This window comes from Kibdelosporangium persicum (assembly GCF_013280595.1).
Taxonomy (GTDB): Bacteria; Actinomycetota; Actinomycetes; order Mycobacteriales; family Pseudonocardiaceae; genus Kibdelosporangium; species Kibdelosporangium persicum.
In genome coordinates this window covers 17429-44170 of the sequence record NZ_JAAATY010000045.1, presented here as the reverse complement: position 1 = coordinate 44170, position 26742 = coordinate 17429, and the positions used below count along the sequence as shown (strand labels likewise).

General features: G+C 63.9%; 21 protein-coding genes. 8 read left to right on the top strand and 13 right to left on the bottom strand.

Annotation, left to right across the window (positions count from 1 at the left end; translation table 11 throughout):
• Positions 1 to 303 precede the first annotated feature (303 nt).
• Positions 304 to 1851: a transcriptional regulator gene (locus GC106_RS43155; protein ID WP_173142000.1), complete on the top strand. Its 1548-nt coding sequence runs from the start codon at positions 304 to 306 to the stop codon at positions 1849 to 1851.
• Here GC106_RS43155 and GC106_RS43150 read toward each other — a convergent pair.
• From GC106_RS43150 to GC106_RS43140, 3 genes are all read right to left on the bottom strand, one after another.
• Positions 1817 to 2173: a signal peptidase I gene (locus GC106_RS43150; protein WP_173141999.1), complete on the bottom strand. Its 357-nt coding sequence runs from the start codon at positions 2171 to 2173 to the stop codon at positions 1817 to 1819. The genes GC106_RS43155 and GC106_RS43150 overlap by 35 nt on opposite strands.
• Complete coding sequence (locus GC106_RS43145) at positions 2174 to 3625, bottom strand: transcriptional regulator (RefSeq protein ID WP_246368133.1); 1452 nt, start codon at positions 3623 to 3625, stop codon at positions 2174 to 2176. It abuts the gene before it with no gap.
• Between the two features lie 174 nt (positions 3626 to 3799).
• Positions 3800 to 4183 (bottom strand): helix-turn-helix domain-containing protein, encoded by a 384-nt coding sequence (locus GC106_RS43140; RefSeq protein ID WP_173141997.1) that lies wholly within the window; start codon positions 4181 to 4183, stop codon positions 3800 to 3802.
• Between the two features lie 354 nt (positions 4184 to 4537).
• Between GC106_RS43140 and GC106_RS43135 the strand changes: the two genes are divergently transcribed.
• From GC106_RS43135 to GC106_RS43115, 5 genes are all read left to right on the top strand, one after another.
• A complete protein-coding gene (locus tag GC106_RS43135; RefSeq protein ID WP_173141996.1) occupies positions 4538 to 4882 on the top strand; it encodes a WhiB family transcriptional regulator in 345 nt (114 codons plus the stop codon).
• On the top strand, positions 4879 to 5193 hold the full coding sequence (locus GC106_RS43130; protein ID WP_173141995.1) for a hypothetical protein: 315 nt from the start codon (positions 4879 to 4881) through the stop codon (positions 5191 to 5193). Before GC106_RS43135 ends, GC106_RS43130 begins: the two co-directional genes overlap by 4 nt.
• A complete protein-coding gene (locus GC106_RS43125) occupies positions 5097 to 5792 on the top strand; it encodes a hypothetical protein (protein ID WP_376777827.1) in 696 nt (231 codons plus the stop codon). Before GC106_RS43130 ends, GC106_RS43125 begins: the two co-directional genes overlap by 97 nt.
• The gene (locus GC106_RS43120; RefSeq protein ID WP_173141993.1) at positions 5789 to 7861 is read left to right on the top strand and encodes an FtsK/SpoIIIE domain-containing protein; all 2073 of its coding nucleotides are present in this window, start codon (positions 5789 to 5791) and stop codon (positions 7859 to 7861) included. The genes GC106_RS43125 and GC106_RS43120 overlap by 4 nt, the downstream gene beginning before the upstream one ends.
• A gap of 117 nt (positions 7862 to 7978) precedes the next feature.
• Positions 7979 to 10126 carry a recombinase family protein gene (locus GC106_RS43115; RefSeq protein ID WP_217281669.1) on the top strand — a complete coding sequence of 716 codons (2148 nt, stop codon included), beginning with the start codon at positions 7979 to 7981 and terminating at the stop codon, positions 10124 to 10126.
• Here the strand turns inward: GC106_RS43115 and GC106_RS43110 are convergent.
• The 7 genes from GC106_RS43110 to GC106_RS43080 form a co-directional block, all read right to left on the bottom strand.
• On the bottom strand, positions 10114 to 10629 hold the full coding sequence (locus GC106_RS43110) for a tyrosine-type recombinase/integrase (RefSeq protein WP_173141966.1): 516 nt from the start codon (positions 10627 to 10629) through the stop codon (positions 10114 to 10116). The genes GC106_RS43115 and GC106_RS43110 overlap by 13 nt on opposite strands.
• 216 nt (positions 10630 to 10845) lie before the next feature.
• Complete coding sequence (locus GC106_RS43105; protein WP_173141991.1) at positions 10846 to 11202, bottom strand: hypothetical protein; 357 nt, start codon at positions 11200 to 11202, stop codon at positions 10846 to 10848.
• A 704-nt stretch (positions 11203 to 11906) separates the two neighbouring features.
• The gene (locus GC106_RS43100; protein ID WP_173141990.1) at positions 11907 to 13034 is read right to left on the bottom strand and encodes a tyrosine-type recombinase/integrase; all 1128 of its coding nucleotides are present in this window, start codon (positions 13032 to 13034) and stop codon (positions 11907 to 11909) included.
• Positions 13031 to 13363 carry a hypothetical protein gene (locus GC106_RS43095; protein WP_173141989.1) on the bottom strand — a complete coding sequence of 111 codons (333 nt, stop codon included), beginning with the start codon at positions 13361 to 13363 and terminating at the stop codon, positions 13031 to 13033. Before GC106_RS43095 ends, GC106_RS43100 begins: the two co-directional genes overlap by 4 nt.
• Positions 13364 to 14006: 643 nt before the next feature.
• Positions 14007 to 14651: a hypothetical protein gene (locus tag GC106_RS43090; RefSeq protein ID WP_173141988.1), complete on the bottom strand. Its 645-nt coding sequence runs from the start codon at positions 14649 to 14651 to the stop codon at positions 14007 to 14009.
• 578 nt (positions 14652 to 15229) lie between these two features.
• Positions 15230 to 16642, bottom strand: a complete 1413-nt coding sequence (locus tag GC106_RS43085; protein ID WP_173141987.1) for an ArdC family protein — start codon at positions 16640 to 16642, stop codon at positions 15230 to 15232.
• Between the two features lie 292 nt (positions 16643 to 16934).
• Positions 16935 to 18050 carry a hypothetical protein gene (locus tag GC106_RS43080; protein ID WP_173141986.1) on the bottom strand — a complete coding sequence of 372 codons (1116 nt, stop codon included), beginning with the start codon at positions 18048 to 18050 and terminating at the stop codon, positions 16935 to 16937.
• A gap of 1338 nt (positions 18051 to 19388) precedes the next feature.
• Here GC106_RS43080 and GC106_RS43075 point away from each other — a divergent pair.
• Together GC106_RS43075 and GC106_RS49855 are read left to right on the top strand one after the other, a co-directional pair.
• Entirely contained in the window at positions 19389 to 20207 is an 819-nt protein-coding gene (locus GC106_RS43075) for a hypothetical protein (RefSeq protein ID WP_173141985.1), read from the top strand.
• A complete protein-coding gene (locus GC106_RS49855) occupies positions 20120 to 20452 on the top strand; it encodes an Rmf/CrpP family protein (RefSeq protein WP_376777826.1) in 333 nt (110 codons plus the stop codon). The genes GC106_RS43075 and GC106_RS49855 overlap by 88 nt, the downstream gene beginning before the upstream one ends.
• A gap of 1466 nt (positions 20453 to 21918) precedes the next feature.
• On the opposite strand, the gene GC106_RS43070 is transcribed toward GC106_RS49855, so the two are convergent.
• The 3 genes from GC106_RS43070 to GC106_RS43060 form a co-directional block, all read right to left on the bottom strand.
• On the bottom strand, positions 21919 to 23685 hold the full coding sequence (locus GC106_RS43070; protein ID WP_173141984.1) for a type IV secretory system conjugative DNA transfer family protein: 1767 nt from the start codon (positions 23683 to 23685) through the stop codon (positions 21919 to 21921).
• A gap of 185 nt (positions 23686 to 23870) precedes the next feature.
• Positions 23871 to 24473 (bottom strand): hypothetical protein, encoded by a 603-nt coding sequence (locus tag GC106_RS43065; RefSeq protein ID WP_173141983.1) that lies wholly within the window; start codon positions 24471 to 24473, stop codon positions 23871 to 23873.
• 558 nt (positions 24474 to 25031) lie between these two features.
• A complete protein-coding gene (locus GC106_RS43060; protein ID WP_217281668.1) occupies positions 25032 to 26159 on the bottom strand; it encodes a nitric oxide synthase oxygenase in 1128 nt (375 codons plus the stop codon).
• Positions 26160 to 26742: the final 583 nt, after the last annotated feature.

The window sequence follows — 26742 nt, the reverse complement described above, 5'->3', positions numbered from 1 at the left end:
GGCTTACCGCGACTCTGAACACGATCTTGGGACGACATTGGGCGACATTCGCGGCTTCGGCCTGGTTCGGGCGGGATATGGGCCGGCGGGACGGGCTCATGTCCTGCATGTCCAGCCGTCCCGCGCGGTGTTGGCGCAGGTCGGATGGTGGATGTGAGGTGTCCTGCTGTGGGACACGTGCGCCGATTGTCGGGCCGGGTGGGACGGGTCGGGAAAGCCGTGATTGCTGCTCGTGCGAGACTGAAATCAGCTGGTTAGTGACGGCTGTTCGTTACTCGGGTGGAGCGGACGGGAGATTCTTCGATGCGCACGTTCCGGACTGTGCTTGAACAGAAGATCAAGGAACGGCGGCAGAGCATCGAAGAGTTCGCCGAGTTCACAGAGGTGTTCGCGCGGCAACACAAGGAGCTCAAGCTCGGCACGGTGAGCGCGCGACATCTTCAGCGGCTGGCCTCTGGCGTCGGGCCGAAGGGACGGCCACTGGGCGAGGTTCGTCCGGCGACTGCTCGACTACTGGAGAAGATCTTCGATCTGAGCATTGAGGAGCTGCTGAGCCCGCCGCGGTCGGAGGAACCGGCCGTGCGAGTAGAAGTGGACGTCGACAGGCTCGGCGGGGCGTTCGACTGGTTGGACGCGCGCGTGGGCTGGTTGCCTGAGTCGAGCCAGTGGGAAGTGACTTCGCGGCTGGCGTCGGTGGATACTGACGCACTTCACGATCGGATGGTCCGGCGCGCTCGTGTCGGTCGGAGTCAGCTCGCTCGGGCACTGGGGGAGTACTACGACCCGGCTGATGAGTATGGCTTGTACGGCGTCCGGGTCGAGGACCGCGAGTTGGTCACCAGCATCGTGACGCGGTCGGAGTGGGTTGATCTTTCTACTCCGCTCGTGCCGGAGAACGAGCGGTTCGACCTCGTAACTACGTCGGCGGCTGGTGGCGATGTCGATGTGAGGTATGCCGTCAATCGACTGGCCGAGGCTGCGGCGCTGGACGTGCGGATGACGGACTTGCCGATCTACCGGCTGCTGGACGTCACCGTTCAGTCCGGCGAGGTCAGCAGCACGGTGACGCTCTCGTCGTTCGCTGAGTACGCGCTGTCGATGGATCTGTTGGAGGGCGAATTCGTTGACTCGCTCGCTGGTCAGCGCGGGAAACTGCCGCTGCGGGACCGCTACCTGCCGGACATGGCTGCGGTGCTGGACCTGCCGAGGAGGCTTTGTGCTGGTGGGACGCTCGCCTTGTGCGCGATCGCGCGTCCGGCCGATCCGTACCGTGGTCCTGCCGACTTCGCGCTCTTGGTGCAGGAGCGGTCGGCGACCGTGCTCAACGGTGCGCGTCGGCTGTCGGTGATCCCAAAGGCGTTTCATCAGCCGCTGAAGGACTCGCGGGCTGATGCGCGGATCAGTGCGACTCTCCTGCGGGAGATGGAAGAGGAGTTGTTTGGGCGTGCCGAGGTCGACGGTACGGTCGGTGGGCATCGGCTAGCCGCGCCCATGCATCCCAGCCGCCTGTCCGAGCCGATGCGGTGGCTGATGGAGGTGGACGGGCGGCTCAGGATGGAGTGCACGGGGTTCGGGCTGAATCTCGTCAGCGGGAACTACGAGTTCGCGGGGCTGGTCGTCATCGACGACGAGGAGTTCTGGACGCGCTTCGGTGGTCACGTCGAGGCGAACTGGGAGGCGGTTGGCCTTCGGGTGTACTCCAGTCTGGATGCTGACTTGGTCGGCGAACTGGTCGCTGATGAGTCTTGGAGCAACGAAGGACTGTTCGCGTTCCTGCTCGGGTTGCGGCGACTGAGCGAGTTGGGTGGGGAGCGGGTCAGGCTGCCGAAGCTGACGGCCACCGTACGGTGATGATCACCGTCTCGTCGATCGCTTCCCATGAATGGTCAATACCTGGTCCCCATAGGACGTAGTCGCCCTGTTTGGTCAGATTGAAGCTTCCTTCGGTGAGGTCGAGGCGGAAGTTACCTTGCACCAATAGAAGTAGCGTTGTGCGCTGGTCGTCGTGAGTCCATTCGGGACGCTTGTCGCCGGCGGGGTGCACGCCCCACTTGACCTCGACGTCCTTTGATGAGCGGACGCCTTCGGATGGGTCGATGAAGTGGCCGAGCAGCCAGCCGCGGGTGTCTCCGGTGTCTTCTCCGGCGTTGCCGTGCGTCCAGTTCGCAGCCACTTAACTCGTCTCCCATTCGATCTCGGGCAGGTTGATCTTACTACCGCCTAGCTCACGGAGACGGCGAAGTCCTTGCAGTAGGGCGAAAAGGCCTTCGTTGCTCCATGCCACGTCTTGGATCAGATGTGTGATCTGCTCACTGTCGAGAGTGGAGTACTGGCGCAGCGTCGACGCTTCCCAGTTTGCTTCGATCACGCCGCCGTAGCGGACCCAAAACTCTTCGTCGTCGATCAGGATCAGACCGGCGAACTCGTAGTTGCCGCTGACGAGGTTGAGGCCGAATCCTGTGCACTCCATGCGCATGCGGCTGGGGTCGGCCATGAGCCAACGCATCGGTTCGGACAGCCTGCTTGGGTGCATCGGGTCGGCGAAGCGTTGTTCACCTACGGTGTTGTCGACGTCGTCGCGGCCGAAGAGTTCTTCTTCGATCTCGCGTCGGAGGGTGGCGCCGATTTGGGCGTCAGCGCGGTAGTCCGTGAGCGGCTGGTGGAAGCCCTTGGGGATCGGGGCCAGCCGACGTGCGGCGTTGACCACGTTTCCTGAGCGTTCCTGCACCAGGAGAACGTAGTCGGCAGGGCCGCGATATGGGTCCGCTGGGCGGGCTATTGCGGTCACGGCCAATGTGCCGCCTGCACAGAGACGGTTCGACAGATCTAGGACGCTGTCGAGGTCGGGTAGGTAGCGGTCGCGCAGAGGGTGGGACTTCGCGCCCGTCGTCAGCGCGTCGACCAGTTCGCCTTCGAGGAGATCCATGGTCAGCGCGTAGTGCACGAACGTGCTTACTCCGACTGTTCCGCCGAGTTCGCCGCGACGGATGTCGACGCCGAGCAGGTGGTAGAGCGGCATATCGACCATCCGAACGCCCAGCGCCAGTGTCTCGGCTAGGCGTTGGGCGGCGTGTCCGGCTGCTTCGGCATCGAGGGTAATGGCTTGACGGGTCGCGCTGGTGAGCGTCAGGCGATCGTGCGCGGCGATCAGTGGGCAGGCGAGGTCCAACCAGTCTGATCGCGTGAGAATGCTTGTGGTTACGCCGTTTCCGGCGCCGTACAGGCCGCTGGGGTTGCCATAGTACTCGGTGAGCGCACGGGCGATTTGCTGCTGATCGACACGGCCACGCTTGCGGCCGCGGAGCTCCAGTTCGTGCGGGTCGACGTGTTGTACTCGGCTGGCGACTTCGCGGCGGCTTGTCCCTGGTTGCCAGCCTGCGTGCTCGTCGAGCCAATCCAGTGCTGAGGTGATGTTCGGGTCGGCTGACAGGCGGTCGTCTGGGGTTGAGCTGGTCTTAAAGCTGAGTTCCGCGAAGCGTGCCTGGACAGCGGGCGCGGACTGTTCGAGTGCCGTGTCGAGGATTCGTTGCATCTCGGATTGAGGGCGCAAGGTCGGTTTCTTGTGCCACGCGGCGACGGTGCGGACACCGATTCCGAGGTGCTGCGCGAATGCTTCGTTGCTCATCCGTAAGGCTGCTTGGAGTGCGCCTGCGGTCTTGCCGGTCCAGCCGCTTACCAGGCTCATTGCGTCCCCCGCGTCGCTTTATGCATTGAACCTGCACTGGTTGTGCACTGGTGATGCATCGTTTCGCCGCGCATTTCGCAGTGGAATTAGTGGCATGGCAAACACCGCGCTACGCTACCGGGTCTTCCGGACATGTTCGATCATCTTCGCGAGATCGGCTTTCAGATCGTCGAGACGGTCAGTGATGTCGTCGAGGCGCCTCTCCAGACCGTCCAAACGGGACATCACGTCTGTTCCCTGGTGAGCCGGCGGTTCGCCGGGCGAGGGAGGGGTTCGGCCGTGCAACACCGCATCGAGGTGTTGCGGGTGCAGGCCCAGCGCTGTCGAGAGGGATTCGAGGGTTCGGGCGCTGCGTCGGCGTTCGACGACGTGGTGTTGGATTTCGCGGACGATCGCCTGCGACACGTTCGAGCGTTCGGCCAGTTCGCGTTGACGCCACCCGAGTTCGTTGACTCGCTGGTTGATGGCCTTGGCGACTGCCGCCCAATCCTCCGACACCTATTCCTCCGCGCTCCGCCTCGGCGCCGAGATTAGCGGTTCCGCGCCTTTCCGTGGCGTGACACGACGCGTCTTGCGCTGCGGTCGGTATCTCACGCGCTATTGAGCGCTGAAATCAACACTATGTTGCTGAAATCGTCAAACTAAGGACTTTTGCAATGCGCACTTCTCTGTCTTCTTCGTATTCCGTCCGGCAGGCCGCGTGGATTCTGGGTGTCGCTCCTTCGGCCGTGTCGCGTTCGATCAGGCTCGGGACGCTTCGCACTGTCGGCCGTCACGGTCGGCGGGTGCTGCCCGCGTCTGTGCTGGTCAAGCTGCTGGGTGAGCCGCTTGGGAACAGCCCGGGGGCACGTCATGACGACTGACCACCTGCTGATCGGTATCGCTTGGCGGCTGGATCGGCTGCGTTGGGTGCCGCGTGCCGTTCTGGCGGAGCTCGTTCTCCGCGACGGGCTGTGCATGTGGGGATGGGCTGACGACGAGCCTGCTTGGCAGGACGAACGGCTCACCGATCAAGAGTTGGCCGCGGTGATGTGCTCCGGGTGCCCGGTTCAGGACGAGTGCCTGGAGCTGGAGCTCCGAACGGCCGGTCTGGAGACCATGGGCGTGTGGGGCGCGCTGTCGGAGGACAACCGCCGGGCGCTGTACCCGCACTGGCGTCAACGTGGCGAACGCGCCGAGGACGAGGTGGCGCCATGACGACCATCAGTCTGTCGCCGGTCGAGATGATGGCTGGTCTGGGCGTTCTCATGGTGCTGTTCATGGTCTGGCGGGCTGGTTCGCGCCGGGCGAAGGCTGCGGCCGAGGCGGCCCGGTCGGGTGGCCGGTTCATGTCGCTCGCGGGGCGGGTGCTGTTCACGGCCGGGTTGATCGTCGTTGCTCAGTGGTTGGTGATCACTCAGGCCGGTACAGGGTGGTTGCTGCTGGCGGTGCTGGGCCTGCCTGCGCTGTTCGCTTCGTACACGCTGACGCGGGCGTTGACGGTGACTACGCGGGACGGTCGGCGATGAGCGCTGAATCGGTGGAAACCGTGGCCGCTCAGGTGGATCGGCTGTGTTGGACCGGGATTTTGCTCGGGCTGGCGTTCACGATGACCAACGTTCAGGGGTTCGCTGCTGCCGGTGCGGCGCCGTGGTCTCTGCCTTGGCTCGCTGCGTGGCTGCTGGACCCGATGGTGTCGCTGGTTCTGCTGGCGATCCTTCGAGCGGAGCAGGTTCTCGCGCGGCACGGTGTTCGGACTGGTGGATGGGTGCGGGCGGCGAAGTGGTTCGCGCTCGCCGCCACGTACGTCATGAACACGTGGGCCGCCTACGCGGCCGGTTCAGCGGCGTCGGTCGTGCTGCATTCGGTGCCGCCTCTGGTTGTGTTCGTTGCTGCCGAGGCGGTGACCGATTTGCGGGACAAGTTGGGCGAGGCTGCTGGTCGGGCGTCCAAGTGCGTCGAGGCGGCGGCGAGTCCGCGGCGGACGACGTTCGCCGAGTATCTGGCCGTGGCGCGGGCCGCTCGGAAGCGGGACACCGTCGTCACGCCTGCGTGGGTTCGTGAGGTCACCGGTTGTTCGCGCGGCTTGTCGTCCAAGTTGGCTGCGGCGCTCAAGGCGGCATCATGAGCGGGCACGAGGTTGTGCGGGCCGTGTTGGATGGTGAACTGGTCGACGAGACGCCAGACGTACATGTGAATTCCGGCGGGTTCATGAACTGGTGGCGGCGTTCACGGCGGGTGCCGGATGTCTTCAAGTCGCGGCAAGGCGTCAAGGACGCGGCGGCTTGGCTGCTGCGGGCGCCATTCCGGTTCGTCGGTGCTGTTGGCCGTGGGCTAGTCGTGTCGGTGCGTGCGTGGCGGCGTTGGGTTCGAGTGGTCGACTACCGCGAGGCGGCCGAGCATGCCGAGAAGCTTGCCGACAAGTTCGTGGAGATCCGGGCTCTGACGTTGTTCCGTTGGAAGGTCACTGGCCTCGTGGCCGTGCTCGGTTCGTTCGTGGTCGGACTCGTTGATCTCGTGTACGGCGGTGCTCCGTTGTGGATCGCGGGTGGCGTTGGGTCCGTGGTCTTGGCGATCGTTGGGCGTCGGAAAGACGGCTCGCCGGGGCGCAAGGCGGTGTTGGCCGGGCCGCGCGCGCTGACGTGGACGATGGACCCTCAGGTGCTGGTCGATGCGTTCCGGGACGCGAAGCTGATCGGCAAGGACGAATCGCTTCGGCTGGTCGAGCGCGCTTCACGGGTTGGCGACGGGTGGTCCATCACGGTCGATCTGCCTGCCACGCGCAAGGCGGATGACGTGATCAAGCACCGGGACGCGTTGGCATCGGCGCTGGCGGTTGACGAGGTGCAGTTGATCGTTGAACGCGTCCGTGGCCGAGGCGGACACGCCGGGCGCGTGTTCTTGTGGGTCGCTGATGAAGATCCGTACGCCGGTCCGCCGCTGCGTACACCGCTGCTCGATGTCGAGTACTGGGATGCGTGGCGGCCGGTTCCATTTGGTAGGGATGCGCGGAACCGTCGGATTGATCTTCCGTTGGTCTGGACGTCGCTGTTGGTCGGAGCGATTCCGAGGCAGGGCAAGACGTTCGCTACTCGGTTGGCTGCTGCAGGGTTGATCCTGGATCCGTACACGCGGTTGTACGTGTTCGACGGCAAGGGCGGTAAGGACTGGGATGCGGCGGAGCAAGTAGCGCACCGGTTCGTGTGCGGCGACGAGCTACAGCATGTCGAGTCGGTTCGAGACTACTTGGTGGAACTGGCGGCAGAAGTGCAGTCCCGCTACGCAGGCATGGCTACTTTGGACGATGAGATCTGCCCAGAGTCGAAGATCACGCCGCAGATCTCGCGTGACGTCAACCTGCGGATGCCGATCACGGCGGTAGTGATCGATGAGGTTCAGGTGTTTCTGGAGAACCCGACTCGGCAGGAGGTCGGTGGGAAGAAAACCACGATCGGCGCCTACATCGCGGACTTGTTGACGTACCTGGTTCGGAAGGGTCCAGCGGCGGGCATTGTGGTCATCCTGGCTACCCAGCGGCCGGACTCGAACACTATTCCTTCCCGCTTGCGGGCAGTCCTTGGGTCTCGGTTCGCCTTGCGGGTGATGGACTGGCGGGATTCGAACATCGTTCTTGGCGAACAGATGAACACGCGTGGGTATGACGCGTCCACGCTGCTGCCCAGTCACAAGGGTGTCGGCATCTTGCGGCCGGACGGTGAGACGGCCGGCGCGGACATGTTGGCCACGACTGTTCGGACCTTCTACATGCCGAATCAGGAGTGGCGAACGGTCTGCGCACGTGGCCGAGAGCTACGGGAGGCCGCAGGCACACTGACTGGCCACGCGGCCGGTGATGACACCACGCGTGCGCTCGATCCATCCGCTGTGGTCATGGCGCTGGGGCCGAGTGGCGCTGGTGACGAACTGCCGGAACCGCTCGCGTCGGTCGTTGAGCACCTGGGCGACGAGTTGGACACGCGGGAGTTTGTGCCGACCGCCGAACTGGTCGAGGCGCTGGAGGTCGAGCCAACCGGGTTCGCCCGGCAGATGGCAGAACTGGGATGCAAGCCGGTCCGGCAGTACGTGCCCAGCGAGGACGGCGGCACGCGCCGAGTTCGTGGGTACATGACCGCCGACATTCGAACTGCGATGGATGATTTCGGCTCGGTGCCTGCCCCTCGTGGTGGTACAGAGTGAACGCGGGTGCCGAGGATGTCACGGTCCACCTTCCGCTTGAACTTCCTGTGCTGACGCCAGAGGTATACCGCATACTGCTTGCAATACTGGTCGAGCTGACCACGGTCGAAGTCCTGGATGGAGAGGATTGTCGTGAGTGCTGAAATCAGCCAGGACCCATGGGCGACGTTGGACGAGATCCTGGGTGTCGAAGTCGCGACGAGTGACATTGACGCCGGGATTGGTCCGATGGCCAGCTACGGCCGGTGCTCGACCGAGGACAACCAGGACCCTGAGACGTCTCATGCCTGGCAGGTGGGGAACGCGCGGAAGTTCGTCGAGCCGCTGGGCGGCGAGATCGTGGCGGACTTCTTCGACATCGGTCAGTCGCGGTCGGTGCCGTGGGAGCGTCGGCCGGAGGCTGCCCGACTGCTCGCCGCCTTGAAGGACCCTTGGCGGGGTTGGAACGCCATCGTGGTCGGCGAAGGGACGCGGTGCTGGTTCGGCAACCAGTTCTCACTTATCGCGCCGAGGCTCCAGGCGTACGGCGTTGACCTCTGGGTGCCGGAGCTGGGCGGCAAGTTCGACGCCCGGAACCCGTCGCACAAGATGTTGATGAGTGTGTTGGGTGGGATGAGCGAGTCTGAGCGGCAGCATGTTCAGGCTCGGGTAAGGGCAGCGATGGACGCTCAGGTGGTCAATGAGGGCCGTCACCAGGGCGGCCGGGCGCCATACGGGTACGTCGCCGTCGATGGCGGTCCGCATCCGAACCCGAGGAAGGCCGCGGAGGGGTACCGACTCCGCGTGCTTGCGATCGATGACGCTTCGGCGGCCGTGGTGGAAAGGATCTTCGCTGAGTACCTGGACGGAGCCGGTGACCGGGCGATTGCCAACGGCCTCAACCGCGACGGCATCCCGTCTCCGTCCGCACGTCGGCCGGACCAGAACCGTCATCGGCTGGCGGACGGGTGGCAGGGCAGCACGGTCCGGGCCATTTTGGACAACCCGCGGTACACCGGGTACGCGTTCTTCGGCCGGTGGACCAAACACGAGACCTTGCTGGACCCGGAAGACGTCGGAGCCGGGCATGTGACGAGGTTTCGCCGGGCGGCGCCGGACCGGATCGTCCGGTCGCGGAAGCCTGCGCACCCGGAGATCGTGTCGGTGGAAACCTTCACGGCCGCGCAGCTTCTGCGCCGGTCGAAGTCTGCTGGCGGACTGGCAACAGCGCGTAAGGCAGAACGCGGCGGGCGCACCGACGCGCGGTCGTACCTGCTGCGCGGCCGGGTTCGCTGTGGAAAGTGCAACCGGAAGATGCAGGGTGCGACCATCCGAAGCGGGGCCTACTACCGGTGCACGGCTCGGACCATGGCACCGGGCTCAGCAGCGCTCGCAGATCATCCGAAGACGGTCAATCTGCGAGAGGACGTGGTCACGGAGAGGTTGAACGCGTGGATCGGGCGGGTGTTCCACCCGGACAACGTGGACGAGACAGTGGCCGCTCTGCTGGGCGCGCAGCCGGAAGCGAGTCCGAGCCCGCGGGACGCGGCCAAGGAGCGGTTGGCGGAGGCTGAGCGGAGGCTACGGCGGTATCAAGACGCAATTGGCGCCGGAGTCGACCCGAGTGCACTCATTGAGGTGATGAACCAGGCTCAAGCCGAGCGGACAGCGGCGAGGGCGGAGCTGGATCGTGTGCCTGCCGACACGGAGATCTCGTCGGCTGAGATCTACGCCATGATCGACTCATTGGGTGACGTCGGTGCTGTGATCAAGGACGCCAAGCCCGCCGGACTTGCCAGGCTGTACGAGAAGCTGGACGTACAGATGGTCTACAAAGCGGAAGAGCAGGCCGTCTATGTGACGTCCTGCTCTCGTGTAGGTAGTGCGTGTGTCCGAGGGGGGATTCGAACACTTGGCACGGTGAGATTTCCCCGGATCGGGGAAGTCATGCCGGAAATACTACTACACGTGCCGTCGCGGTTCCATAGTGGTTTGGCGTGTATAGGAGTCCGGTCGTCTCAGCGACGTGTATCCACTGTGGAGTTTGAGCGGCGACTGTGCCTCCCGGCATGGCTGGCGTGTTCATACCGTGGAGGATACGCGTGTTTGTCGAGGTGGGGCGGTCGACGGGACGTGGTTGGCGTCGAACGTTTCGAGGGGCGGCGCGGCATGCGTCCACACTGGACGTGTGGCACATCGGCGGTCGTCGCGGCATCTGACCAGTTCCCTAAGACTGTGCGTTGTCGTGAAGGGCGAGAGGTGGGGTTGTCCGGTCATCGCGGATAGTGCGGTGGCGACGTCGTGGAGGTTCGCCTTGATGTAGGTGGTGGTGGCTGGTCCGGTGGTGTGTCGGTATGGCCAGCGTAGGCACGGGCGATGCCGTAGCCAAAATGGCGTTCCACGCAGGTCAAGGTGGTGTGCCGCAACCAGTGCGTGGAGATGCGGTGGGTGGCTACCCAGGGCAGGTGCTGGCCAATGCGGTGCCACAAGTGGTCGTAACGACGGGTCGTGCACGGGTGTCCGTCGCGATACCGCAACAGGGCATCGGTCGGCAGCACTGCTCCACGGCACGCCGCGTGGTCTGCCAGCGCGGTGGTGAGTGGTGGGCTGATGGGTTGCCAGCGGATGGTGCCGCCCTTCTCCCGCAACAACACCAGGCAATGCTCGACATCGAGGTCCATGAGGCGTAGAGCGAGGGCGCCGCCGCGCCGGGCGGCGGTTTCGGTGTGCAGTCGTAGGAGCGCACAAACCTGCGCGGCGGCGATATGTTCCTGAAGATCGACGCTCATCAGACGCGCACCCGATGTCGTGGTCGAGGCGATGGCCATGGCGCCGGTGCCGACTCCGGAGGTCCTGTGGCGCACTGGGCGAGCCGTCAACCGCTTCGCCGGCGGCACGGGCCGCGGCGGGTGCCGCCACACGGATGCTGCGCGACACGCCACTGCCGCCCTGGCCCGGTCGCAGCCCTGACGAGCTCGCAGCGCACCTCGACAACGGACCTCTGTTCATGCCGATTGCTGGTCTGGTTGCTGCGAAGGATCTCGCCGGATCGGGACGACCTCGGTCGGGTCGTCGGCAGGCTCCGCCTGGTCGGCCGGTTCATCCTTGTCGGCCGGACCGATGATCAGGTGTCCGTCAGGGCTGAGTTCAACATGGCCAGTCGCTATGGCTCTTTCGTTCTTGAGTACCTCTCGGAGCCGCTTCGTGCGGTAGTGCTCTTCGATGATCTTGGGCAGGGCGACCAACAACCGCCGGGCGAGCCACACGACGAGCACGCCCAGGACCACAAAGATCAGCGTCACCGGGTCAAACCCGGAGGACAGGGCCTCTCTGACCCACGTCCAGCCCCAAACAGGCTCCATCGTCCACCTACCTACCTCTGCTTAAACACAGAATTAGGTGGTGGGCTAAAAGAATGGACTCACGCCGTCACGCTCGTGTCAAGCACACTCGTGCAACCAGATGTCGTATCCACCCGTTGGGTCTTCTTTGCACTTCCCAGGTCAGACGGGTTGCGCGAATCGGGAAGATGTGCTGTAGGCCACCTCACCCCTACGGCCACTACCGGGTCACCCGGTTACTCAGGCAGATTGCTGGTCCGCCGGAGGCGTCCGGCTGATCGGGGCGAGCGACGAGCCGTGCTCGTCACGAGTGCCCCTCGTGGCGTCCACGCCACTCGGGACCACATCGGAGGACGCCTGTTCCCCGGAAGGGTTCTCCTCGGTCTCGCCATCGACGGCCGGACGGATCGATCCGCAGATCTCCCCGACGACTCAGGTCGGCAGGAGTCCTCGACTGACCGGCTTCGCTCTTCAGGAACATCTCTACGCGCTGGTGCGGTGGTGTTGTCCATCTGGAAATCTGGAGCTGCGGTAACTGGAACGCCTTGAATAGAATGGTTTAGGGTGTGCTATCACTTGTCGTCTTGTGGGAGCCGAACTCCAAGTCGTTGAACGCGTGGATCGCCACCGCATGATCCACCGCGGCACCCACTGGTTGGCCCCGTCCGAACTACGGGAGATCGTCCAGGCCCAGCGTGCTGCCGCGGCACGATAACCGCCAAGGCTCATGCGCCGTGTTGTGAATCTGGAGGATTGTCCCGTGGTGCCGAGCGGTCTCTGATAGGGATGTCCATGAGGGACACCTGCGTGAGGTCGGAGGCTAGTGGATGTGGTTCGCGGGTGAGCGCCGCGAGCGCGGTTGCTACTTCTTCAACGGTTGCCTGCACGTAGGTCGTGGTTGCGTTTCTGTCGTTCCTGCTGTCCGTGTGGCCGGCGAAGGCGTGCGCGACGGCGTAGCCGAAGTTGCGCTCAACCCAGGTCAGGGTGGTGTGTCGAAGCCAGTGAGTGCTGACCTGTTGGGTGGCGACCCAGGGTAGGTGGCGGCCGAGGCGTTGCCAGAGGTGGTCGTAGCGGCGTGCGCTGATGGGTTGGCCGCTTGTGTATCTCAGCAACGGGTGTTCAGTGTCTAGTCCACCGCGGGTCTTACCGTGATTGACCAGGTGGGTCATCAACGTGGGCGAAACGGGTTGCCAGCGTAAGGTCTCGCCCTTCTCGTGTAGTTGCACAAGACACTGCTGCGGATCAAGATCCGTTGGTGTTAGAGCTAGTGCGCCGCCTCGTCGGCATGCGGTCTCGACGTGAAGCCTGATCAGCAACGTGTCCAGTGCGGGATCGTTGCCGGTGGTGGCTGTTGCGTGGTGGATTTCGTCGAGTCGGTTGGTAGGCAGTGCTCGGCGGGTGCTGGGTAGGCGTCGTGGTTTGGGGACTCGCGTGGCGGGGTTGTTGGTGTCGTTGAGGATGTTGTCGGCGACGGCGTGTTTGTAGAGGCAGCGCAGTGCGGAGATGGTGTGTTCGGCGGCGCTGCGTCCGCCGCGGGTGTTTCGTCGTTGAGCTGCGGTTGTTTTGATGTGTTCGGCGAGTTGGGTGATGTCCAGTGCGGTGACGTCGGTGAGTTGTCGTGATCCCCATGTGGTGATGATTCGGTTCCAGTAGGTGGAGTACGCGCGTCGAGTCCCGGCGCTGACGGCTTGCGCGACGCGTGGGATGTACTCGGCGAACGTCGGACTGGCCAAGGCGTTGGTAGCGTCGGCCAGGAGGTCTGTGGGTGTGATGCCGAGTTTGGCCAGCAACATCTTCGCGGCGGCGATCTCGTCGGTTTGGTTCGGCTCGCGCCTAGTCGGGTGGTCGGTCATGGAGTGCCCGCTGAGGATGCGTGGTACTGGATGAGCATTTCGTCCAGTGCTGTCGCTGTGTGGACGATGATGACGCCGTGTTGTGGTGCGGCGGCGAGAAGAAGGCGGTCGCCGGCAGTGATGTCGCAGTGGCGCCTGGCGGTCAGCGGTACCACGAGCCGCTGGGTCCGAGGTAGGACGGTCGATCCGTCTGGTGACGCACGAATGACGATGCCGCGGGTGATCAGGGTGACGTCAAACCGTTGTCCGGGTTTCCAGTCGAGAGCGTGAATCATGTGGCGTTCCGATATCCGCCCGGATGCGTCCACACAGCCGATTCCGTACAGCATGGACGTGTCGCGTGGTAGGTCGGGCAGTTGGACGATGGGTAAGGGCTCAAGCTGTCCTGTTGCTGCGGTGTGCAGTGTTGGTATTGCGAGGGCGGATACCACGTCGGTCGCTTGTGGACAGGGGGCCTGTGTGTTCCTGAGGTGTCGTGCCCGCGGGCCAGTGACGATCGTTGATCGAACTGGGCGAGCTGATGGCTGTCTTGTGCCCGGCTGTGTAGGGATCTCGCCAGTAGGGCCGGCCGCGGGCGTTGGTGTGCTCATGCTTCATCCCCTCCCCGAGATGAAGGATGCTTGCCGGCGAGAAGAAGCAAGTGACGAGCAAGGCGCATCCGTCGGCAGCAATCCGTCACGACAGTTGTAGCTGGTAGTGGCTGCCTTACCGCAAGGAAAGTTCTTGACTTACCGCGAGGTGAGTCCACGGATGATCACCTGATTGGTCTACGGGCGGGCCGCGCGTTCCGCGTCTGGCGTGCCGCCAGTATCCGGCTGTGAAGGTACGCCAGTCTCCGCTCCACGTTTCATGATCAAAATGTTGTGTCGGCCACTGCGGCCTGGGCGGCAGGCCTGTGTGCCGCGTTGCCGCCACGTGCGGCAACGCGGCACAGATGACGTGCCGGCGGCATGCCGCCGGCAAGAACACGGTTCACCTTGGCTGCTGGCTGGGCACCGTCTGGTTGTGGGGCGTTGTTGCGGCTGCCGCGCGTTGGGCTTTGATGAGGTGGACGTGCTTGTGTGCCGTGGAGTACGCGATTCCTAGAGTTCGTTGAACTTCCGCGATGGAAGGTTCCGGGTCGCCCTTGTCCGCCGCGAGGTCGAAGAGTTCGGCCACGCGTCGGGGGATGTCCGCGCGTTTGATCTTTTCGGTTGCTCCGGGCGGACGGCCACCGCCGGTTCTGCGTACCTGCCGCTGGGCGGTCACCTGCTCGGCTACTTCGCGGGAGTAGAAGAAGACGCCTTCATGGACTTCTATGTTTGGTTTGGGGAGCCGGCCGCGGTGTACCTCCTGCTCCCAATAGTCGTGGTTCATCTTGGCGATGTCGGCGGCCTCGGTGAAGTGCAGCGCATCCTGCGGGTGACTGACGGTCGGCAGTGCAGGGACGGCGGCGCCGCGGGCGAAGGCCTCGGCCTGCGCCATATCCCACAGCACCGGTCGTGTATTGGGTGGTGTGAGGGGCTTCGGATGTGCGGGCAAGGTCCATGGCTTGGCGCGTTCAGCTTTGCGCCAGCTCATGTTGTGCAGTTTGGCGATGCCGGCACGGTCGACGGTGGTCCGTCCGAAGGGGATCATGGCGTGTCCTTGACGTGATCAACGAGCTTGACGGGTGGATCAGCGGTCGGCCTGAACAAATATAGTAGGGCAAGCTGTCGATTGCTCCCGTTTGCGGTGCTCTACACTGCGTCTAGTGATGCCTCTCCTCTGGAAAGGGTCACGGTGGTAGGCGCGGGGCCGCTGCGGCCACCTCCGGGTGGAAACGGCTCCGCGCCTCTTTCATGCCTAAGAAGCCACGCCAGTCCTGAACGCCAGTCCCCAAGCGCCGACCCTGATTGCACGCTTTGGGTCGAGTCCACTCCCGTGGATGGGCAACCGTGGCTGAGCAGTGGGGAACACTGGGCAACGACCCACTGGGCGAATCTTCCTGCATCCAGGGTTTGACACAGACCGAAGGTGGAGGTGCCCCCTTCACGGGTAGACGCCGGCGGCTGACCTTTCTGCCGCGATGGCGGACCGGTAACCGCGGGCTGACGAGTAGGCGTTGTGTCGGGACGGTGCCAGTCCCTTCGGTGCCGGTCCCCAGTGCGTGGCATCGTCGGGGCGGGGTTGAGTGTGGTCCGGTGATGGCGGGAGGGCCATCACCGGACGGTGTGCTAATTGCTGGCGAACAGTGCAAGCTGGTCGCTGTCGGCGGCGAGGTTGGCTAGCTGTTCGGCTCGTTGGTTGTGTCGGTCGCGCTTGGCGGCGAGGTCGGTGATTTCTTGATCAAGTTGTGCGGCCTTGTTGGCTTCCTCGCGTGTGCGGGACACCGCGGCCAGGCGGGCAGCGACGTGGTGCAGCTCGGCGAGGTCCGGCCGGTCGGCGATGTGGTGCACGATGGCCCGCAGTACGGCGGCCATGCGTTCGGTGGTCTTGTCAGGGGTGCGGGTGCTGTTGTAGCTGCCGGTAGGACGGTCACAGTTGACGTGCCACCGAACCAATTCAGCGGGGTTGCTAAGGGGAATGCCGTGGGTCCCGCCGGCGATGTCGATACCGTTGATGATCGGGCGGTGTGGGCGCCGGCGTCCCAGGCTGCCGTAGAGGTTGCGGCCGTCGTCCTCGCCGTAGTCGACGTTAACCCGGGTTGGCCGTTCGGTGTCGGCTGGGTCGTCAATGGTCACGGTCCACGTACCGGTGACTCGGGGTGCGCGTAGGGCGAAGTAGACCCGGCCCGTGGTCCATTCGGTTCGTACGGTTCCGGTGGCGGTGCCATAGTCGTCTCCCAGTGGGAGGCGAACCGGTTGTGATGCGTTTGGGTCGGTCGACGTGACCATGCTGGTGCCGGCGTCGGTGGTCGCGGTATCTGCGTTCGTTCGGGTGGTCTGCGGCGTCGGGCGGTCTGCCTTGGGGAGGTTGAGCACGATGGCCAACGCGCGGGCGAGTTCGGGGACCGGTTGGGTGTGGGGAACGGTGACCGTTGTGCCCTGCACTGTGACGGTCGCGTTGGCCTGGTCGGTGGTGGCGATGGTGTAGCCGAGACGCTGGATTTCCTCGGTGAGGTTGGCATGCAGGACGGTGGCGGGGTCGTTGACGGTTTCGGTCTCGACTGGTTCGGCGTCTTCGATGCCGTCTGTTTGGCTGATGTCGAAGACTGAGACCATGCGGAACCTGACGCGGGTCTCTTCGTTCTCGTTCTGCCCGGCGTGGTTGTCGTGGCTTGGGTTCACCTTGTCTTGCTCGGCCTGGTCGCTTGGCTCTGTGCCTTTCGGGGCGACGATGCGCAATCCGCGTTCGCCTTTGCGGACCGCGCGGCCGCGTTCTTGCCATCCGCGGTAGCTGTCCACGTCGGTCAGGGTCATGCCGCGGTCGTCGGCTTGCCTGGCCAGCATCGCGTTGTTGCGCATGGAGTAGCGCAGCAGCTTCGGTGACGTGGTGGTCATGAGCCTGGCCACCATTGCGGCCATGGCGTCGGGGTTGGCCAACAGTTCTGCGGCCTTGTCCCGGATAGCGCCGTCTGCTGCGTCTCGCTCTGCGCGCTGTTCCGGTGTGTAGTTGGTTCGGCGGTTGCCCGCTACTGGACTGGCCACGGGGGTTGCTCCTCTGGGTCTGTCACGGTGGTTGTTGGTCTAGGGCTGCGGTCCCACCAACGCGTATAACTATAGTAGCTTAAGATGTCATCGGCAAGGCTTTCTTGGCTGAGGTCAACGACTTTCGACAACGGGTTCGTGGGGAGCAGACCGGTGTGGGATGCGTAATTCCGGGCGCTCGCGCCGCGGCGTACTGGGGAATCGAAAGGGGGAACGCGTTGAGCCGGCCGGAGCTGCCCCGGCCGGCTCAACGCGTACGCAGTGCGGCTTGTGGTGCGTCTGTCCTGTGGGGCTAGTCCACGAACTGGGCCTTGCGTGGGCGCTTGCCGTAGGTGAATGACGAGTCGTCGCTGTTGCGGGCGGGTTCAAGGTCGGCAACGAAGCGGACCTTCCTGCCGCGCAGTGCGGGAAGAGTGTCCACCGTGATCACAGGAGTTAGTGATCGGGGCACAGTCACGTAGACGCGGTAGCCGTCCACGCAATCTACAAGCATGCGCGTGGTAACGGAGCCGTAGGTGTATCCGTCCGTGGTCTTGACGTTCACGATGACACCTTCGACCGCAACGGCCTTGCCCACTGGGGCAGGTTTGCCTTCTGCTTGGCGCTTCTGGGCTTCGGCGCGGCGTGCGTCTGCCTTGCGGGCGTTCTCGGCGAACTTCGCCACGCCGGCCACCTGTCGATCGGTCAACATTCGGCCCTGTTCGATCAGGGCCGACATGTCGTCTAGGAATGAGTTGTTGATGTCGGTGGATCGCAAGAAAGACAGGACCGTCTGAACCTCGTTGTCGGTTGCCCATTCGGCAAACGCGGCCTTGCGCCGGTCGGCTTCACGCTGTGCCTTCGCCGCCTTCTTGGCCTGTGTCCGCGTGACCTGTGCACGGTAGTTTTCCAACGCGGACACGAACTGTAGATCCGTACGGGTGCGGACGCCCCATGTTCCGCCGTGGTTGGCGCCTCCGCATGCACACGAACATGACGGCCCGGTCGCGTTCATGCACCGGGCGTCGCACACGTCCACGGTGGTGACAGCCACCAGGCGCTCACACGTGATGCCGTTCCCGCATTCCGGGCACGACGCGGCAATTCTGCGGGCGCCGGTGGTGTTGTCTGTCCGGATCGGACGGGTGCACGGGGTGCACACGCCGAGGTAGTGGAACGTGTCTTGGGTGTCGGTGATGCCAAAACCGAAAGATCCGTTTCCGACGGTCAGCGTTGTGTCGAACAGGCCGGAGGTTACCGCACTGCGCGCCGGCGCCGTGGGCGTTCCGTAGTCAACGGTTTTCGCCGCGCTGCCCACGCCGGCGGGCAGATCGAACAGTGGCACAGACTGCGGCGCGGCCGGTGCGGTCGTCGGCTCAAACTCGGGGAACATGCCGCCCGGCATCCGCGCGGTGTACGTAGTCCGCATGACGTTGTCCTCTCGCCAGGGGGTGTTGTCACGGTGGTTGTCAGGTGGGGCTGCGGTCCCTCCGACGCGTATAACTATAGTAGCTTAAGATGTCACGCGCAAGGTGTCTTTACGCTCCTCCGCCGAATCTCAGCGATCTACAGACTTCTCTTACTCAACACGGCGTATACCCCGCGATGAGATAGCCAACGCTGCCCGGCGGGTGCTCTAGCTCTAGGTGGCCAATCTGGGGGCCTGGGACAGTCGGGCCGGCCCAGGTCGACCACTTGAGGCGGCAACCGTCTACAACGGTCCGGCCGGTCACGTCGGTTGTCTGAGTGGTGATGGTGTGAGGGTTGCGATACACCGTGGGATTGACAACTTGAGCGCGCATGACCGCGACCGCGGCCGGGCAATCGGCGGCCTTGTGTGCGGCGGCGAACTGCGCACGGCCGGCTGCGGTGAACAGCTCACATGCCCCAGGATCATTCATGGCGATACGTCCAGCGAGGATGGCGGGCACGCTTGGCGCGTAACTGGGTAGCAATCCGGTAGGGCGTGACATTGGTGGCGCCGGCGGTCGTGAACTCGCCGAGCCGGCCGGGGGAGTATTTGCGAGGGTGGGCCGTGGGTCGGGTGTGGCGGTCGAACCCTTTGATGCGCATGGTGTTACGCCAGTGATCTTGAAGCCTAACCCGGCGATCCGATGCAGTGTGAACCGGCCCAATCGGGGGCCGGGGTCGGGTGTGCCGGCAGGGTCGATAGCGCTGCGCCACGTGATGGCGCATCCGTCCATTGTGCCGTGATCGCCCTGGATAACCTGATCTTGATCAGTAAATCGGAACCTTGGATACTTGGTGCGGTCGGTCACTTGGGCTTGAAGTATGTGGGCGGTGGCGAGGCAGTTAGGTTGTCTGTACACGGCGGCGAACTCCCGTTGCGCCAGGGGAGTCATCAGGGAACATGCCGGGCCCGCGGATGCGCGGTCACCCGCGTAACTGATCAAACTGTGCAGACTTCGTACCGCTTCCGATGGCGTCCTGGGCAGGATTTGCCCTTCGGCTAGCTCGGCCTCTGCCCGCAATGCCGCTACTTGTGCGCGCTGGTCCGCCAGGTGATCCGTGTAGATCCCGGCGCTGGCCGCCGCGCACAGCGTCACACCAGCGATCAGCAATGACAGTTGCATGGTTCGCACCCCTCCCCGAGCACGTCCATTTCCCTTCACTCTCAGCATCCCACGTGTTCGCGCCGTTGACGAACCACACTGCTCTGTACGTCGGGCTGCGCGCGTCCCCGTCTCGTTTCGTGTACACAGGAGACACAGGGGGATTGCAAGGGGGCACAAACCGGGGAGGGTTTGTGTGTAGGGCAATCAGCGAGGGCGGTAGACGCTGCCCAGGATGCTTCGATCCGATTCAACGAGGACTAGCCAACATCAGGCAACGAATCGGCAGGCACGACCGGAACGCGCGCAAGGCCGCCGACCGTGCGGACTGGGACCGCGAGACTCACTATGTCGCGCTGCTGGAACGTGCAATCGGCGACTACGAATGTGCCACCGGCGGTCCCGCGGTGGGTCAGGCTCCGCCGACACGAGCCAAGCAGTACACGCCAGAGGCAACCGTGCATTGGTCGGATGACGATCTGTCCGCCGAGTTGAACAGGGTGCACGACGACCCGGCGGCCGTAGATCAAATTCTGTCCACACTGGATTGGCGTGAACAGATGGAGCGGCAGCGTGACGCCAACATAGCCGCCGACCTTGACCGGAAACGCCACGAGAAAGCCGAACGGGAAGCGGCTTGGCTGCGCGAGTGGGAAGACTCCAGTCCTCTCACCAATCCATCACGACGCAGCAGCCGCCGGCTAAAGCCTGAGCAAGTCTGTCGCGAGGAATACGACGCACATCTGTACACCTCGTATCTGCAAGCGGAGAACGACTGTAGGGGAGTGCTACTCTCTCGGGCCGGACGGGCGCACGGCGTCAATCCGGAAACCCTGTTCTCAGGACCGGCTAGCCGTGTCCGCAAGTACGGCAGCGAAGAACTAAAGACCTGGTTCGGTAGACACGGCCGGATCACCTACGCGGAATGGCGGTACGAGTGGTTCGGTCGAGACTCAGACCGGAAAGCCGCCAGAACGGCACAACACCAATCGATCGGAGAGGTCACGGCATGACCGAGACGCCACGCCAGTCCCCCCATATGATGGAGAGTCCGGCGGTTTCGCTCGGACCGAAAGATATTCTAGAGATCCAGAACGATGGTCGCGACGCCTTCCGCGCCGGCCTGTCGGCCACTGCTTGCCCATGGGCGGCCGCCCACACGTCGGCCGACGTAGAAAAACGCCGAATGTGGATAAGAGGGTACGCGCAGGGACGAACCGATCTTCGGCAGAGTCGTGACCGTCCACAATCGGACTAATGCCGAGCCAATCCCTCGCGCCAGTCCCCGTCAGTTGCAAAGCATAGATTCGCGTGGGACATCAACTAGCGTCCGCCTTCCATAGTGGACACTGGGAGAGCAGAGCACCTACGGGGGCGGTCGCCAGGAACACGCGTTCTGGTGACCGTCCCCGATGCATGCCAGCAGTGGGGGAGGGGCAGGGTCCTTAAGCCCTGTTCAACTCCCGCACTTCGAGGCCGCAGATGGATCACGCGGTGGCGAACCCGCAGGAGATATCCGCACCCCTCCCCTCCCCCACCGGAGGCGCGGCACCGGCTGCGGAACGCGCGCCACTGACCCCTTGGCGAATCGACACTTCGTGTCGATTCGCCCACCGTCCCGGCCGACTCGTTGGATATACTGCCGACAGAGTCGGCAGAAATGTTCCGAGGAGTGCGACCGGGCCGTACATCACTGTTCCGAGCCGAGACGTACTGTCCTGTCCGGCTGGACCTTGCGGGCATCCTACTTTGCGGGACTGGCTGACAGGGGAGCGTGTCTAGCAGTCCACACGCGCGATGAGCTGTCACCATGTCAGTGTGAGCGATAATCCGCGAACGGCGATGCTTGCCGCCATCGGGGACGTGACCATGAGTAGCGGGCACGCGTCGATGGCACTTCAGCAGATGGCCGAGGCTATGACGGGCACTGGGTTGATCTATTTCATACTCCGAGATGGCACCCTCGGCACACAGGTCAAGCACGTTCGGACCATGGTCGAACAAGCCACGACGAATGAGTGGATCCGGCACCCACCGATGGACACGGAAGCGCGAGCGATGGTCCTGTCCACACTCAAGGTGATGGAAAAACTCGTAAATTGGCGGAATCGAGTCGTCCATGACGTGTGGGAGCCTGCGCCGTCCGAGAACTGGCCTGACGGCCTACTCGGATACCGGGCTACTCGCTGGGGCAAGGAGCATGTGAAGACGACAGTCGGCAGCCTGCATTTGCTAGGTAAGACCTTCTTCCTTGTGGCTTGCGTATTGGGCGACGCTGGCCGCGCCATAGAAGTACTGCGCAGCCGCGAACAGGATGCAACCATGGCGCACCGAAACGATCCCCTTAGAAGCGCGCGGGGCTACCATCGCGACCTCATCGCTCGGGCGACTGCTATGGAGTCAGGACAACAGGAAGGCTGGCGTTGGACACGATGTAGCGCTACGGCCGAGTCACACGCTCCGACACGTCGGTAACAGTGGTCGACGGCAGTTGGGGCAGCTCTCGTAGGTGCGCCTTCCAAGTGCGGCACAGACATGCCGTCATCGCGCCGAGCCCAGCGAATCCGCCAAGTAAGTCCGGACACTGCGGCCGCTGCTTGTCCGGACCTACTTTGCGGATCGCAGGTCAGCCTTCCCCATGCGCAGGGTTCAAACGGAACGGACAAGATGGGCCCCACTCCATGATCAAGAGTGGGGCCCATTCGTGTTTGGGTGATCTTCGCGTTAGATGGTTCGTCGGCGTCTCCGCGGTGGCCGTGGCAACTCCTGGTCGTCTCTGTTCTCTTGGGGTGCTGGTGCCGCTCTTGGCGGCGCGTCGACTGCTGTGGGGGCCTCCTTGCCGCCGGCGCTCGTTTCGGCGGCGCCTACGGCCACCTGAGCGGCCTTTTGGGGGTTGCTGGACGCGTCCGCTGCCGGTCTTGGTGCCCACTGCGTCGTAGTTGCCGACTCAGCGTTGGCCTGGTTCCTTTGCGTCACGCCAACCGTAGCGGTTTTGGGCGGATAGAGATGCTCGACCTCGGGGTGTTCCCTGGGGGTATCCAGGTAGAATCCCTGGATACGACGTAGGTGACCGCCGACACGCGCCAGTCCCCGACCTGGAACGGTGTTCGAGCCGTACTCGTCCACCGCTTCCCGCCAGTCCTTGCCGAGAACCATGCGGGCCCCAGTGTCGGACATGTAGCCGAGAATGATGCGGTCTTCCAACATGTCCCGCACCGCACCAGGAATAGCGTCCTCGGCGTCCGGTCGTTGTGTGGCCACCAGTAGCTTTCCCTTACTGGCGCGTATTTGGCGTGAGATCTGTTGGAGGATCGGGTCTAGTTCATTCTTGCCTAGCGTGGCGCGGATCTCCTGTACTTCGTCCAACACGACCAGGTAACGCGGAAAGTTGGGTTTTGGCGTGTTGCCTCGCTCGTAGTCGGCATCCTCGTCATACCGTTGGCGCATCATCGTGGAGATGCGCGGTAGCCACTCGGTCCACTCGTCCGGATGTCGCGCTACACAGTGGACTCCTTCTCTGCCTTCAAAGACGATGAAGTCGGAGCCTCCTTTTCCGTCGAGAATGAACACGCCGCCGGGCCACCACCCCTTCCGCATGCCACGGGCGATGAACCCCCGCATCCACACCGACTTTCCAGCGCCAGTCCCTCCCACCACGAGGATGTGCTTGTCAGAGTTCGTTGGATCTACAAGGACTATCGGAAGTGATTCGAGAACGGTCCCGGTCTCCGCCTCGACTGTGTCGACTACTCCATCGGCGTGTTCCGCGTCGGTTGCGCCGATCGGAATGCCTGGCAGGTCGCCCCAGTCCTGCTCATAGATTGATGTGGGCAGCGTCGGTGTCGCGGTGATCTCGAACGACGCTCGACCGGCCGGCCAGGACACCGTGTAGCGGCCGGCATGCCGGAGACTCCAAGCCACTGCCTGGGCAATCCGGTCGCGTGCCGCCGCGTCCTCCGTGCGTACGAGCGGTCCGAAGTCGACTTCGGCGTACAGCAGATGCCGGCCGTCCCATTCGGTGGTGTGCAGGTCGAATTCGTCTGGATCATTTTTGGTGGTGCGCGAGACTGCGCCGACGATCCATGTTGCTAGGCGATGGTGAGCCCGCCAAGTATCTGTCAAACCCGCGACGATCAACCACACCCCGATCGACAGCAGCCACGCCCAGATACCCGCCTGGACGGATAGGACGAGCAGGGCCAGCAGGCCAATCAGCGGGCGCAGAACTCGCCGAACTCGACGGCGAAGAAACCAGTACCTGATACCGCTGGTGGTCCACATCATGATCAACCAGACGACAACGGCCACGCCGACCGGGACGAGTGAGAAGCCTGTGAGCGGCCAGAAAACGCCGATCATGCCCAGGACTACCCAGCCAGGCGCCCGCTTGGTGTCGTGGTACGCGGCGCGAACTTCTTCCGCGGCAGGGGAGGCCCACCAGGAACGGACTGTGGCCACGAACGCGCGACGGCTGGTGAGCCAGTACGGCATCCAGCGCCGTAATTGCCACCGCCACCGGGTCGACCGAGGTCGAGACGGTGGCGGTGGCTGTTGTGTTAGACCGGGTGTATCCGGCTCCGGCCGTGGCCCGGTTGGTGGCTTGTCCGGTTGCCTGCTCTGCTGGTTGGCCGCTTTGTCCGACGCAGATTCGGAAGGTCCAGGCCCGGGGGAGTGGGTCATCGCGGCATCCGCGCGGCGGCGCCGGCGATGTCATACGCCGCCCTCTCGTGATCCCGCTCCCTGTTCGGCGTCTCATTCGGCCCCCATCCGGGTGGTCTGGTCCCGCGCAGCTCGGTTGGGTATTCCGAGGCAGGACGGGAACCGAACCCGTCCGGTCGGATCACTTTGGCCTCAGGATATTGCCCCAGAACCGCGGCCGCGACTTGCCGCGGGATGAGCCAGTCCCTCATCGGAAGTTGCTGGAACCGTTTCACTGACCCCGGCCGCCATCCCACCGGAACTAAGGGAACCTCTACCCCTACACGGACTTCCCCGTACCGTGTCACGGCGTACTCCACCAACGCGTCCAACGCGTCCACCAGCCGGACAATGTAGAGCGCGAACGCGTCCCATGCGTCCACCTCGTTCAACGCGTCCCGGCGTATTACGCCGTACTTGTCGACCGGCCCCATGGTCCATCCGTGTTCCCCGAACCCACCGACCCGCAACACCGCTGCGGTCCAGGTCTGCCCGGGATCAACCCCGATACATGGCAACGGTTTACCTGCCGGCGCAACGCCATCGGTGGGTATCTCGGTGAACTGCGCCGCCTTTGTCATCGCATGCCCCACGACTGTCGCACCATCACAGTGGAGTGATGGCGGTTGCCTTTGGCGGGGACCGCGACGCGGGTTGAGTAGGTCAACGTCACGGACTCTTGGTGTGGCCGGATGGTCAAGAGTGACGGTAGTGGGCACGTGTTCTCTACGCTCATGATCCCCTCCCCGAGATCAAAAGGAGCCCGGTTGCGACCGGGTCCAATGGCTAGTGGTGCGTATCTGCGAGTTGTGTCATGACGTTGGACTGTTGCGGGATGAATGTCCGGCACGTCCACGTCCATGTCTCCGCGGACTTCGCCGAAACTGTCGGGCTACAGCAGGTGAACGGGTGGACGCCGTGACCGCCTGGACGAGGAAGTAGGCGGCGACCAGGGCCATGTGCACTCCGGCAGGACCGTGTCCACTGACGCGGGCCGACCGACGTGACTGCCACCATCACCAAACCCACACAGTCGTTGGCTAAGTAGATTTCGATTCCTGGTAAGCATCCTGTGTGGATAGTTGGACGGCGAAACACGCGATGATCAGTAATGCCCGCTGTCTGCACCGCGACCGCGGTCACCGAAGAGCGCCATTGGCGGCGTCCGGATCGAGGTCGATCGGTGCCGGTGGGAAGAAGTTGGGCACAACGACCCGGTTACGATAGGACCGGTAGTAGACGTCGGTCGTGGCGGCGGCCGTCGGCGCCACTAGAGATGAATACCGTCCATACACGGGCCGCCCGGCGGCGAGTTCGCTGTTCTCGTGAGTGCTGAACGACTTCGCGGCGTGGTGGTGGTCGACCACGATCACGCCGTGGCGCTGGTAGCTGTGGAGCACCGCAGTGGTTAATTCCACCAGTGCCCGATCCAGCCACAGCGTCCGCGTGCTGGTGGTGTCGAGCCCCATCCGCTGGGCGATCTCTGGCAGCACACTGTACCGTCGAGCCAAGTTCTCAGCTGAGATCTCCGTAGCGGTGTACCAGCCGCTGAACGGTGCGGCCGGATAGTCCACCCCTCCAATCCGTAACCGCTGATGCGAAATCGCCGGATGCGCGTACCACCTCAGCCCAAGCGCCTCGAACCACGGCAGATCCGGGTGACTCAGCGGAACCTCCATGACCACGTCCCGCGGTAACCGGTACCACCATGGCCGTTCCCCCGGGGCGCGTTGGATGACCAACGGCAACACGTCGAACCTGCCGCCGGTTCCTGACCAACCGAGAGAACGAACGAGCTGAGTCAGCCACACCGATTTCGGATCGCCGACCACGCTGCCATCCGCCTGGAGATGCCCGGCATATCCAACCAGCTGATGGTTGAGAACACGCAAGGCTTGCCCCGCATCAGCCGCCGGTCCCACGGTGATGGTCAACCGCACCCGGCCGCCGTTGGTCGCCACTCGCAGATGCTCAACACACGCTTCGGCCAACTCGTCGACCGTGGTGACCTCCCGCCGGTCACGCACCTCCAATGCCCGCCAGTACGCCCGCCCGAGACACGAGGTCGCGTTGCGCCAGGCGATCCGGGCTCCCCAGGTCAACTCGTCGGCGGTGTGGGCGTAAGTCCCAGTGTGCGTGATCTCCTCGCGTACCGTGGCCAACCGCGCGGCGGAGGTACCACGAAGTTCAGCACTGGCCAGAAACGTGCACGCTTCCGCCAACAGTTCGGCGGGTGCGTGCTGGGGTTGGTTTCGTGCGGTGGTCATGTCCATGTGGCGGTCCTTTCCAAGATCGAGCCCAGCGCTGCGGGCGCTTGGTTCGCCGGGTGCTGGCCCACGTCATAACCTCGGCAAGCCCTGCGCAGTGGTAGCAGTTCGGGCCGACCGTCCTGTGTGACGGGTGCCAGGGGGCTGAAACACCCACGCCACGCGGCCGGTCGGCCCGAACCTGTGGTCGCTCCCGTACCGGAACGACCGCCCGGGCTGTCCGGAACAGCCCCCTCGACTGCTCCGACATCAGCTGGGCACGTACACGACTGACGAGCCTACGGACAAGCCAGGATGTCCATAGGCAGGCAAATCACACGCAAGGAACGAGTTCGATGTACCTGTCGCTCATCCAGCCGGCGCTTGCCGTTCCTGGCCGACCAGACCGGTTCGGCAGCCATATCTGACGCCAGCCATTGACAACCGTGCCGATCCGAACCGATTCGCCGTACCATGCGAGACCGAGTTTTCTCCCGCCGGGAGTAGCCCGGATTCGCACACCGTCGCCAGCGACGTAGAAGTACGCCTTACACGGTTTCGATTGTGTTGGCGGCGTTCTACCGGAACCGTTTTGAGCGTTGGC

Excerpts from the sequence above, each read along its gene's own strand:
- GC106_RS43080 (WP_173141986.1), bottom strand. The coding sequence starts at position 18,050 with ATGCGGACTACGTACACCGCGCGGATGCCGGGCGGCATGTTCCCCGAG.
- GC106_RS49855 (WP_376777826.1), top strand. The coding sequence starts at position 20,120 with ATGGCGGTACGAGTGGTTCGGTCGAGACTCAGACCGGAAAGCCGCCAG.
- GC106_RS43090 (WP_173141988.1), bottom strand. The coding sequence starts at position 14,651 with ATGATCCCCTTCGGACGGACCACCGTCGACCGTGCCGGCATCGCCAAA.
- GC106_RS43100 (WP_173141990.1), bottom strand. The coding sequence starts at position 13,034 with ATGACCGACCACCCGACTAGGCGCGAGCCGAACCAAACCGACGAGATC.
- GC106_RS43145 (WP_246368133.1), bottom strand. The coding sequence starts at position 3,625 with ATGAGCAACGAAGCATTCGCGCAGCACCTCGGAATCGGTGTCCGCACC.
- GC106_RS43155 (WP_173142000.1), top strand. The coding sequence starts at position 304 with ATGCGCACGTTCCGGACTGTGCTTGAACAGAAGATCAAGGAACGGCGG.
- GC106_RS43105 (WP_173141991.1), bottom strand. The coding sequence starts at position 11,202 with ATGGAGCCTGTTTGGGGCTGGACGTGGGTCAGAGAGGCCCTGTCCTCC.
- GC106_RS43070 (WP_173141984.1), bottom strand. The coding sequence starts at position 23,685 with ATGCCGTACTGGCTCACCAGCCGTCGCGCGTTCGTGGCCACAGTCCGT.
- GC106_RS43130 (WP_173141995.1), top strand. The coding sequence starts at position 4,879 with ATGACGACCATCAGTCTGTCGCCGGTCGAGATGATGGCTGGTCTGGGC.
- GC106_RS43120 (WP_173141993.1), top strand. The coding sequence starts at position 5,789 with ATGAGCGGGCACGAGGTTGTGCGGGCCGTGTTGGATGGTGAACTGGTC.
- GC106_RS43095 (WP_173141989.1), bottom strand. The coding sequence starts at position 13,363 with ATGCTGTACGGAATCGGCTGTGTGGACGCATCCGGGCGGATATCGGAA.
- GC106_RS43060 (WP_217281668.1), bottom strand. The coding sequence starts at position 26,159 with ATGACCACCGCACGAAACCAACCCCAGCACGCACCCGCCGAACTGTTG.
- GC106_RS43135 (WP_173141996.1), top strand. The coding sequence starts at position 4,538 with ATGACGACTGACCACCTGCTGATCGGTATCGCTTGGCGGCTGGATCGG.
- GC106_RS43065 (WP_173141983.1), bottom strand. The coding sequence starts at position 24,473 with ATGACAAAGGCGGCGCAGTTCACCGAGATACCCACCGATGGCGTTGCG.
- GC106_RS43110 (WP_173141966.1), bottom strand. The coding sequence starts at position 10,629 with ATGAGCGTCGATCTTCAGGAACATATCGCCGCCGCGCAGGTTTGTGCG.
- GC106_RS43115 (WP_217281669.1), top strand. The coding sequence starts at position 7,979 with ATGGAGAGGATTGTCGTGAGTGCTGAAATCAGCCAGGACCCATGGGCG.